This is a genomic window from Rhizobacter sp. P2_D12 (genome assembly GCF_056404395.1).
Genome location: NZ_JBFUEB010000041.1, coordinates 38,236 through 48,372, shown reverse-complemented (window position 1 = coordinate 48,372; position 10,137 = coordinate 38,236). Strand labels below are relative to the sequence as shown.

Here is a 10,137-nt window from a genome sequence, read left to right as displayed (position 1 = left end):
GGCCAGCGCGGCCCGCACCAGCGCCTCGGCGGCCTGCTGCGCGCTGCCGTCGCGCGCCAGCGCGGCCAGGCGCTGCGGCGGCAACTGGCCATGCACGCCGTCGCTGGTCAGCACGAACAGGTCGCCGGTCTGCAGCTCGGCCTGCAGGTAGTCGACGCGCACCCGGTCGTCCAGCCCGATGGCGCGCGTCAGCCGGCCGCGCTGGTCGGGGTGGTCGAAGCCGTGGTCCTGCGTCAGCTGCACCAGTTCGTCGCCGCGCAGCAGGTGGGCCCGCGTGTCGCCGACGTGGGCCAGCGTGAAGCCCTGGCCGCGCAGCACCAGCGCGGTCAGCGTGGTCATGCCCATCGCGTCGTGGCGCGCGCGCTGGCGGCGCCGGTTGTGGTCGACCAGCCAGCTGTTCTGCGCGCCGATCACGCGGTCGAGCACGGCCGTGGTGTGCCAGGTGTCGGGCGCGGCGAAGTAGTCCTGCACCACGCTCATCGCGGTGGTCTGCGCGGCCTCGAGGCCCAGGCCGCCCGACGAGACACCGTCGGCGATCGCCGCGATCAGGCCGCGCGCGGCGTCGTCGCCGCCCGGGGCGAGGCAGGCCGCGAAGTCCTCGTTGCGCGGGCGTTGTCCCGCGAGGCTGAAGTGTCCGATCTCGACGTCAAAGCTCATGGCCCGCGAGGGTACCTCGCCTGGCACCCCCTTTGCTTTTATCGCCGCACCAGCGGCTGGAACTGGAGCTTCGCATGAAGAAGATGAAACTCGTGATGGTGGGCAACGGCATGGCCGGCGTGCGCACGCTGGAAGAACTGCTGAAGATCGCGCCCGACCTGTACGACATCACCGTCTTCGGTGCCGAGCCGCACCCGAACTACAACCGCATCCTGCTCAGCCCGGTGCTGGCCGGCGAGCAGACGCTGGACGAGATCGTGCTCAACCCGCTCAGCTGGTACGAGGAGCACGGCATCAGGCTGCACCTGGGCAAGAAGGTGGTCGACGTGGACCGGCGCAAGCGCGTCGTGCGCGCCGCCGACGGCACCGAGGAAGGCTATGACCGGCTGCTGATCACGACCGGCTCGAACCCGTTCATCCTGCCGATCCCCGGCAAGGACCTGGAAGGCGTGATCGCGTACCGCGACATCCAGGACACCAACACGATGATCGAGGCCGCGACGAAGTACAAGCACGCGGTGGTGATCGGCGGCGGGCTGCTGGGGCTGGAAGCTGCCAACGGGCTGATGCTGCGCGGCATGCAGGTCAGCGTGGTGCACGTGGCGCCGTGGCTGATGGAGCGGCAGCTCGACGACGTGGCCGGCAAGCTGCTGCAGAAGTCGCTGGAGGCACGCGGGCTGAAGTTCCTGATCGGTGCGAACACGCAGGCGTTGATCGGCGACCGCGACGCCGGCAAAGGCGGCCGCGTGATGGCGGTGCAGTTCAAGGACGGCACCGAGGTGCCGGCCGACCTGGTCGTGATGGCCGCCGGCATCCGCCCGAACACCGAACTGGCCGAAAAGATCGGCATCCACTGCAACCGGGGCATCGTCGTCACCGACACGATGCAGACCGTCACCGACCCGCGCATCTACTCGGTCGGCGAATGCGCGGCGCACCGCGGCATCGCCTACGGCCTGGTGGCTCCGCTGTTCGAGCAGGGCAAGGTCTGCGCGACCCACCTGGCCGAGTTCGGCATCGGCCGCTACACCGGCTCGCAGACCTCGACCAAGCTGAAGGTGACCGGCATCGACCTGTTCTCGGCCGGCAACTTCATGGGCGGCGCCGACTGCGAGGAGATCGTGATGAGCGATCCCTTCGGCGGCGTCTACAAGAAGCTGGTGATCAAGGACGAGCAGCTGGTGGGCGCCTGCATGTACGGCGACACGGTGGACGGCTCCTGGTACTTCAAGCTGCTTCGCGAGGGCCGCAAGATCACCGACATCCGCGACAAGCTGATGTTCGGCGAATCCAACATCGGCGACACCGGCCACGAGGGCCACAACAAGGCGGCCGCGATGGCCGATTCGGACGAGGTCTGCGGCTGCAACGGCGTCAACAAGGGCACCATCTGCAAGGCCATCAAGGAGAAGGGCCTGTTCACGCTCGAAGAGGTGCGCAAGCACACCAAGGCCAGCGCATCATGCGGCTCGTGCACCGGGCTGGTCGAGCAGCTGCTGATGTTCACCGCCGGCGGCGACTATTCGGCCACGCCGAAGAAGAAGGCGATGTGCGGCTGCACCGACCACAGCCACCAGGAGGTGCGCGATGCGATCCGCCAGGAGAAGCTGCTGTCGATCGCATCGGTCTACCAGACGCTCGCCTGGCGCACGCCGAACGGCTGCTCCAGCTGCCGGCCGGCGGTCAACTACTACCTGCTGAGCACCTGGCCGAAGGAGGCGCAGGACGATCCGCAGTCGCGCTACATCAACGAGCGCAGCCACGCCAACATCCAGAAGGACGGCACCTACAGCGTAATCCCGCGCATGTGGGGCGGCGAGACCACGGCCGACGAGCTGCGGCGCATCGCCGACGCGGTCGACAAGTACAAGATCCCGACCGTCAAGGTGACCGGCGGCCAGCGCATCGACCTGCTGGGCGTCAAGAAGGAAGACCTGGTCAACGTCTGGAAGGACATCGGCATGCCGTCGGGGCACGCGTATGCCAAGGCCTTGCGCACGGTGAAGACCTGCGTCGGCTCGGAATGGTGCCGCTTCGGCACGCAGGACAGCACGCAGATGGGCAAGGACCTGGAGCGCGCGCTGTGGCGCATGTATGCGCCGCACAAGGTGAAGCTGGCGGTCAGCGGCTGCCCGCGCAACTGCGCCGAGGCCGGGATCAAGGACGTCGGCGTGATCGGCGTCGACTCGGGCTGGGAGATCTACGTCGGCGGCAACGGCGGCATCAAGACCGAGGTGGCGCATTTCTTCACCAAGCTGAAGACGCCGGAAGAGGTGCTGGAATACAGCGGTGCGTTCCTGCAGCTGTACCGCGAGGAAGGCTGGTACCTGGAACGCACGGTGCACTGGATCGGCCGCGTCGGGCTCGACCACGTGAAGAAGAAGATCCTGGACGACCACGAGGGGCGCCGCGCACTGTGGGAACGGCTCAAGTTCTCGCTCGACGGCGAGCCGGATCCGTGGTTCGAGTTCGACAAGGCCCGCGTGGACACGCGGCAGTTCGCGCCGGTGGTGGCGCCGGTGGTGGCCTCGTGAGGCGGCGCGACCTCGTGCTGGCGGTGCCGTTGCTGCCGCTGGCGGCGCAGGCCCAGATGGTCGACCTGAACGACGCGATCAACAAGGCCGGCCGCCAGCGCATGCTGAGCCAGCGCATGGCCAAGAGCTACCTGGCCGGTGGCCTGGGCGTGGAGCGGGCGCAGGCCGAGCGCACGCTGAGCGCGTCGATCGCGATGTTCGAGCGGCAACTGGTGGAGCTGAGCGCGTTCGCACCCAAGCCGGAGATCAAGGCGACCTACCAGCAGCTCGACGCGGCGTGGGGTGACTACAAGGCGGTGCTGGTCGGCGAACAGCCGGCCCGGGCGCGGGCCGCCTCGGTGCTCGCGCTGTCGGGCAAGGTGCTGAAGCTCGCGAACGACGGCACCGGCCAGCTGGAGAAGGTGTCGCAGAAGCCGGCCGGGCGGCTGGTCAACCTGTGCGGGCGCCAGCGCATGCTGAGCCAGCGCATGGCCGCGTACTACCTGAGCGCCTGCTGGGACGTGCAGCCGCAGCTGTGCAGCGCCGAACTCGCCAAGGCGCGCGAGGAGTTCATCGCGGCGCACGAGGTGCTGAAGAGGGCCCCCGAGACCACCGCTGCGATCCAGGAGCAGTTGGCGATGGCCGCGCTGCAATGGACCTTCTTCGACAACGCCTTGCGCACGCTGCAACCGGGCGGCAGCGACAAGCAGGCGATGGCGAATGTCTTCACGACCAGCGAACGCATCCTGCAGCTGATGGACGGCGTGACCAACCTGTATTCGAAACTGGGCTGAACCATGAACCACTGGACCCCCATCTGCCGCGTCGAGGACATTCCCGTGCTCGGTTCGCGCCGCGTGGCGCGCGCGACCGGCGTCGACGTCGCGATCTTCCGCAACGACAGCGACCAGGTGTTCGCGCTGCTCGATCGCTGCCCGCACAAGGGCGGGCCGCTGAGCCAGGGCATCGTGTTCGGCACCAGCGTCGCGTGCCCGCTGCACAACTGGACCATCGGACTGGACGACGGATGCGCGCGGGCGCCGGACGAGGGCTGTACGCCGCGCTTTGCGGTGCAGGTCGTCGATGGGGTGGTGCACCTGGATGCCCAGGAGCTGAGCCAGCATGCGATCGACCTGGTGCGGCCGGTGGCCGGGCCGCGGGTGATTCCTGTCACCGTGGTCTGAGGTCGCATGGAGCGAAGCGACTGGGGGGCTCAATGACTGACACGCGCTCCACCTGCCCGTACTGCGGCGTCGGCTGCGGCGTCATCATCGAATCCGACGGCGACCAGATCACCGGCGTGCGCGGCGACCCCGATCACCCGGCCAACTTCGGCCGCCTGTGCACCAAGGGCAGCACGCTGCACCACACCGCCACGGCCGCCGTCACGCTGCAGACCCGCCTGCTGCAACCGATGCAACGCCTCGCGCGCGGCACGCCGGCGCGCGCCATCACCTGGGACACCGCGCTCGACCTGGCCACCGACCGCTTCGCCGACACCATCCGCCGCCACGGGCCGGACGCCGTCGGGTTCTACATCTCGGGCCAGTTGCTGACCGAGGACTACTACGTCTTCAACAAGCTGGCCAAGGGGCTGATCGGCACCAACAACGTCGACACCAACTCGCGGCTGTGCATGAGCAGCGCGGTCGCCGGCTACAAGCTGACGCTCGGTGCCGATGCCCCGCCCGCCTGCTACGAAGACCTCGGCCTGTGCAGCACGCTGTTCATCGCCGGGGCCAACACCGCCTGGGCGCACCCGATCCTGTTCCGCCGCATCGAGGACGCGAAGCGCGCCAACCCGGCCCTGCGCATCATCGTCGCCGACCCGCGCCGCACCGAGACCGCCGAAGCCGCCGACCTGCACCTGCCGCTGCTGCCGGGCACCGACGTGGCGCTTTTCAACGGCATGCTGCACCTGATGCTGTGGGAAGGCCTGGTCGACCATGCGTACATCGACGCCCACACAGAAGGCTTCGCCGCGCTGCGCGACCGCGTGCGCGATTTCAACCCGAAGGAGACGGCACGCATCTGCGGCATCGACGAGGCCGCCTTGGTGCAGGCAGCCCGCTGGTTCGCAGGCAGTGGGCAAGGCCATCAGGGCCGCACGCTGTCGCTGTACTGCCAGGGCCTGAACCAGAGCCGCGCCGGCACCTTCAAGAACGCCGCGCTGATCAACCTGCACCTGGCCACCGGGCAGATCGGCAAGCCGGGCGCCGGGCCGTTCTCGCTGACCGGCCAGCCGAACGCGATGGGCGGGCGCGAGGTCGGCGGCCTGGCCAACCTGCTCAGCGCACACCGAGACCTCGGCAACCCGGCCCACCGCGCCGAGGTCGCCGCGCTGTGGGGCGTGCCCGACGTGCCGGCCACGCCGGGCAAGTCGGCGGTCGAGATGTTCCAGGCTGCGGCCGACGGCGAGATCCGCGCGCTGTGGATCGCCTGCACCAATCCGGCCCAGTCGATGCCCGACCAGGCCACCGTGCGGCGCGCGCTGGAACGCGCCGAGTTCGTCGTCGTGCAGGAGGCCTTCGCGACCACCGCCACCTGCGACCATGCCGACCTGCTGCTGCCGGCCACCACCTGGGGCGAGAAGGACGGCACGGTGACCAACAGCGAACGCCGCATCAGCCGCGTGCGCCCCGCGGTGGCCGCGCCGGGCCAGGCGCGCCACGACTGGCATGCCGTCACCGCTTTCGCGCAGCGCCTCGAGGCGCAGCTGCGCCCTGCCCTGCCGACGCTGTTCGACTACCCGACGCCCGAATCGATCTGGAACGAGCACCGCGAAAGCACGCGCGGCCGCGACCTCGACATCACCGGCCTGAGCTACGGCCAGCTGGAGGCAGCGCCCGCGCAATGGCCCTTCCCGGCCGGTGCCGCCAGCGGCCGCGCACGGCTGTACGAGGACGGTGTCTTCCCGACCGCCAACGGCCGTGCCCGCTTCGCCGACACGCCCCACGAAGGCCTGGCCGAGCCGCGCGATGCGCGCTACCCGTTCTCGCTGACCACCGGCCGCCTGCGCGACCAATGGCACGGCATGAGCCGCACCGGCACCATCGGCCGCCTGTTCGGCCACGTGCCCGAGCCGGCGATCGAGATGCACGCGCAGGACCTGGCGCGCCTGAAACTCGCAGACGGCGACCTGGTGCACGTCACCTCGCGCCGCGGCAGCATCGTGCTGCCGGTGCAGGCGAGCGAGCAGATGGCGCCGGCGCAGGCCTTCGTCGCGATGCACTGGGGCGACGAGTACGTGGGCGGCAGCCGCATGCACGGCATCAACGCGCTGACGACCTCGGCCTTCTGCCCGCGCTCGAAGCAGCCCGAGCTGAAGCACACCGCCGTCAAGGTGCTGAAGGCCGAACTGCCGTGGCGCCTGCTGGGCGTCGCCTGGCTGCCGGAAGGCGAGGTGCTGCGCGTGCGCGAGGAACTGAAGACGCTGATGGACGGCTTCGCGTTCGCGAGCTGCGTGCCCTTCGGCCGCGAGCGCAGCGGCGTGCTGTTCCGCGCCGCCGCGTACGAGCCGGCGCCCGACGGCCTGGTCGAACGCATCGAAGCCCTGCTCGGCCTGGCCACCGCCGACGCGCTGCACTATGCCGACAAGCGCCGCGGCCAGCGCCGCACGATGCGGCTGGCACGCCATGGCGACGAGGCGCGCCTCGAAGGGTTCGTGCTGGCCGGCGACATCAGCGCCGAGGTGTGGATCCGCCCGCTGCTGCAGGACGAGCTGCCGGCCCAGGCCTATGGCCGCCTGCTGCTGAGCCCCGGCGCGCGCGCCCCGGTGGCCGTGGTGGCCAGCGGCAAGCAGGTCTGCACCTGCTTCAACGTCAGCGAGCCGGCCATCGCGGCGCAGCTCGAACGCTGCAGCGGCTCGGCCGACGAGCGGCTGGCGCAGTTGCAAGGCGCGCTGCGCTGCGGCACCAACTGCGGCTCGTGCATCCCTGCGCTGAAGCGCATGGTGCGCGCGCAACTGCAGCCGGCGCAGGCTGCCTAGAATCACTCCGTCGAACAAGAACGATGGAGACAGCATGACGATCCCGATGCGCGCGGCGTGGCTGGCCTTGGCCTGCGCCCTGTTCGCCGGCTGCGCCACGCCACCCGCCGCCTCGCTCGCCGACCACCCGCCGATGGCCAGCGGTGCCGCGCCCGGTGCTTCGCCCGAGGCCTTCGCGATGGCGCGCGCGCTGGGCCGCGGCATCAACTTCGGCAACATCTTCGATGCCCCGTCCGAAGGCGCCTGGGGCCTGCGCCTGGACGACGACCTGGTCGCGAAGACCGCCGAGGCCGGCTTCACCCACGTTCGGCTGCCGGTGCGCTGGAGCAACCATGCCACGCCGGGCGGCGACGCCACCATCGACGACGCGTTCTTCCAGCGCGTCGACCACGCGGTGGACGCGCTGCTCGCGCGCGGCCTGGTCGTCGTGCTGGACATGCACCACTACCGCCAGCTCGACGGCGATGCGCTCGATCCGGGCGAGATGCCGGTGGCCGCCGGCCTGCACGCGCTGCGATTCCTCAACATGTGGAAACAGATCGCCCAGCGCTACAGCGACCGGGGCCCCAAGCTGGTGTTCGAGCTCTACAACGAGCCGCACGGCGCGCAGACCGCCAGCTGGAACGAACTCGCGGCGCGCGGCCTCGCCGTCGTGCGGCGCAGCAACCCGAAGCGCCTGGTCGTCATCGGCCCGACGCAGTGGAACAGCGCGAATGCCCTGTCGGCGCTGGTGCTGCCGAACGACGCGAACCTGATCGTCACGGTGCACAACTACGAGCCCTTCCACTTCACGCACCAGGGCGCCGAATGGTCGAGCGGCGCAGCCGCCTGGCTCGGCACGCCGTGCTGCGACGCGACCCAGCTGGCGCAGATGCGCGCGCCGCTCGACACCGCGGCGGCCTGGTCGGCGCGCAACCGCTATCCGATCTACCTGGGCGAGTTCGGCGCCTACGGCAAGGCCGAGATGGGCGCGCGCGTCACCTACACCCGCCGCATGCGCGACGAGGCCGAACGCCACGGCTTCAGCTGGGCCTACTGGGAACTCGCCTCCGGCTTCGGTGCCTACGACCCCGTGGCCCGCGCCTGGCGCGCGCCGCTGAAGGACGCCCTGCTGGGGCCCTGACACATGTCTTCACGCTTGCGCCCGCACTTGGCCCATTCCTTGCGAAAGCTGCGCAGGGAGAACAAGCCATGAGCATCACGAACTACATCAAGGAAATCGGACGCGGCAAGGAAGGCGCACGGTCGCTGTCGCGCGAGCAGGCACTGGACCTGATGGGCCAGGTGCTGGATGGCCAGGTCACCGACCTCGAGCTCGGCGCGTTCGCGATGGCGATGCGCATCAAGGGCGAGTCGGTGGACGAACTCGCCGGCTTCCTGCAGGCCACGTCGGCCCGCTGCATCCCGATCGCCTGCGACCGCACCCTGGTGGTGCTGCCCTCGTACAACGGCGCGCGCAAGCTGCCGAACCTGACGCCGCTGCTGGCGCTGATGCTGGCGCAGGAAGGCGTGCCGGTGCTGGTGCACGGCATGCCCGAAGACCCGGGCCGCGTGACGACGGCCGACATCTTCCAGGTGCTGGGCCTGCCGGTCGCGCGCGACGCCGACGACGTGATGCAGGCCTGGCGCCGCCGCGAGCCGGTCTTCATGCGCACCGATGCGCTGTGCCCGCCGCTCGCGCGCCTGCTCGACGCGCGCTGGACCATCGGGCTGCGCAACTCCGGCCACACCGTGGCCAAGCTGCTCGACCCCTGCGCGCCGGGGCGTGCGCTGCGCGTCGTCAACTACACGCACCCCGAGTACGGCAGCATGCTGACCGACTTCCTGCAGCGCACCACCGCGAACGCACTGCTGATGCGCGGCACCGAGGGCGAGCCGGTGGCCGACCCGCGCCGGCTGCCGCGCATGGACGTTTTCATCGACGGCCAGCCGCGCACCGACCTGTCGCTCGCCGCGCACGACGGCGTGCTGCGCGAACTGCCGGTGCTGCCGCGCAGCTGCGACGCATCGACCACCGCGCTCTACATCCAGTCGGTCATCAGCGGCGAGAAGCCGGCGCCCGCGCCGCTGACGCAGCAGGTGGCCTGCCTGCTGGACAGCCTGGCGGCGCTGGAACGYGCCCACCCGAAGGAGAAAACCGCATGAAGGCTTCGCAAGGCAGCGTGACGCTGGTCGGTGCCGGCCCCGGCGACCCGGAGCTGCTGACGATCAAGGCGGTGCGCGCGATCCGCGCCGCGACGGTGCTGCTGGTCGACGACCTGGTCGGCGACGGCGTGCTGCGCTACGCCCGACGCTCGGCGCGCATCGTCCACGTCGGCAAGCGCGGCGGTTGCGCGAGCACGCCGCAGGCCTTCATCGAGAAGCTGATGGCGGCCGAGGCGCTGAAGGGCGAACGCGTGGTGCGGCTGAAGGGCGGCGACCCGTTCGTCTTCGGCCGCGGCGGCGAGGAGATGCAGCACCTGCGCGCGCAGGGCATCGCGGTGTCGGTGGTCAACGGCATCACGTCCGGGCTCGCCGCGGCGGGTTCGCTGGGCGTGCCGCTGACGCACCGCGACCACGCGCACGGCGTGATGCTGGTCACCGGCCACGCGAAGGAATCGGGTGCGTCGCCCGACTGGCCGACACTGGCCGCCGCGGCGGCGCAGGGCCTGACGCTGGTGGTCTACATGGGCGTCGCGCAGGCGCCGACGCTGCAGGCGGGCCTGCTGCAGGCGCTGCCGCCCGGCACGCCGATCGCGGTGGTGCAGCATGCAAGCCAGCCGCAGCAGCGCCACGCGGTGGGCACGCTGGCCGACCTGACGGGCCTGATCGAGCGCGAGCGGCTCGGCAGCCCGGCGATCATCATCGTCGGCGACGTGCTGCAAGGCCTGCAAGCCAGCCAGGAACTGCCGCTTTCCGTGCCGGCTTCCCTCGAAATGGGGGTCCCGCGGGTGGCCTGAAGGCCGGGGCCTCGCCGTATGATCGCCGCCACACATCGCT

General features: G+C 70.4%; 8 protein-coding genes. 7 read left to right on the top strand and 1 reads right to left on the bottom strand.

The annotated features are described in order from the left end of the window. Window positions 1-657, bottom strand: a 657-nt coding sequence (locus tag AC1DYN_RS15645) for a PP2C family protein-serine/threonine phosphatase (protein WP_477961082.1), incomplete at its 3' end; no start/stop codon positions are given. Between the two features lie 74 nt (window positions 658-731). Here AC1DYN_RS15645 and nirB point away from each other — a divergent pair. From nirB to cobA, 7 genes are all read left to right on the top strand, one after another. Continuing rightward, entirely contained in the window at window positions 732-3,191 is a 2,460-nt protein-coding gene (gene nirB / locus AC1DYN_RS15640; RefSeq protein WP_477961080.1) for a nitrite reductase large subunit NirB, read from the top strand. Then, window positions 3,188-3,964, top strand: a complete 777-nt coding sequence (locus AC1DYN_RS15635; protein ID WP_477961078.1) for a type IV pili methyl-accepting chemotaxis transducer N-terminal domain-containing protein — start codon at window positions 3,188-3,190, stop codon at window positions 3,962-3,964. The genes nirB and AC1DYN_RS15635 overlap by 4 nt, the downstream gene beginning before the upstream one ends. 3 nt (window positions 3,965-3,967) lie before the next feature. After that, window positions 3,968-4,354: a nitrite reductase small subunit NirD gene (nirD, locus tag AC1DYN_RS15630; RefSeq protein WP_477961076.1), complete on the top strand. Its 387-nt coding sequence runs from the start codon at window positions 3,968-3,970 to the stop codon at window positions 4,352-4,354. A 32-nt stretch (window positions 4,355-4,386) separates the two neighbouring features. After that, window positions 4,387-7,158 (top strand): nitrate reductase, encoded by a 2,772-nt coding sequence (locus AC1DYN_RS15625; protein ID WP_477961074.1) that lies wholly within the window; start codon window positions 4,387-4,389, stop codon window positions 7,156-7,158. Between the two features lie 34 nt (window positions 7,159-7,192). Next, entirely contained in the window at window positions 7,193-8,281 is a 1,089-nt protein-coding gene (locus tag AC1DYN_RS15620; protein ID WP_477961072.1) for a glycoside hydrolase family 5 protein, read from the top strand. A gap of 68 nt (window positions 8,282-8,349) precedes the next feature. Further along, on the top strand, window positions 8,350-9,303 hold the full coding sequence (gene ybiB / locus AC1DYN_RS15615; RefSeq protein WP_477961070.1) for a DNA-binding protein YbiB: 954 nt from the start codon (window positions 8,350-8,352) through the stop codon (window positions 9,301-9,303). Further along, a complete protein-coding gene (cobA, locus tag AC1DYN_RS15610) occupies window positions 9,300-10,097 on the top strand; it encodes a uroporphyrinogen-III C-methyltransferase (RefSeq protein WP_477961068.1) in 798 nt (265 codons plus the stop codon). The genes ybiB and cobA overlap by 4 nt, the downstream gene beginning before the upstream one ends. Window positions 10,098-10,137: the final 40 nt, after the last annotated feature.

Excerpts from the sequence above, each read along its gene's own strand:
- nirB (WP_477961080.1), top strand. The coding sequence starts at position 732 with ATGAAGAAGATGAAACTCGTGATGGTGGGCAACGGCATGGCCGGCGTG.
- nirD (WP_477961076.1), top strand. The coding sequence starts at position 3,968 with ATGAACCACTGGACCCCCATCTGCCGCGTCGAGGACATTCCCGTGCTC.
- AC1DYN_RS15625 (WP_477961074.1), top strand. The coding sequence starts at position 4,387 with ATGACTGACACGCGCTCCACCTGCCCGTACTGCGGCGTCGGCTGCGGC.
- AC1DYN_RS15620 (WP_477961072.1), top strand. The coding sequence starts at position 7,193 with ATGACGATCCCGATGCGCGCGGCGTGGCTGGCCTTGGCCTGCGCCCTG.
- cobA (WP_477961068.1), top strand. The coding sequence starts at position 9,300 with ATGAAGGCTTCGCAAGGCAGCGTGACGCTGGTCGGTGCCGGCCCCGGC.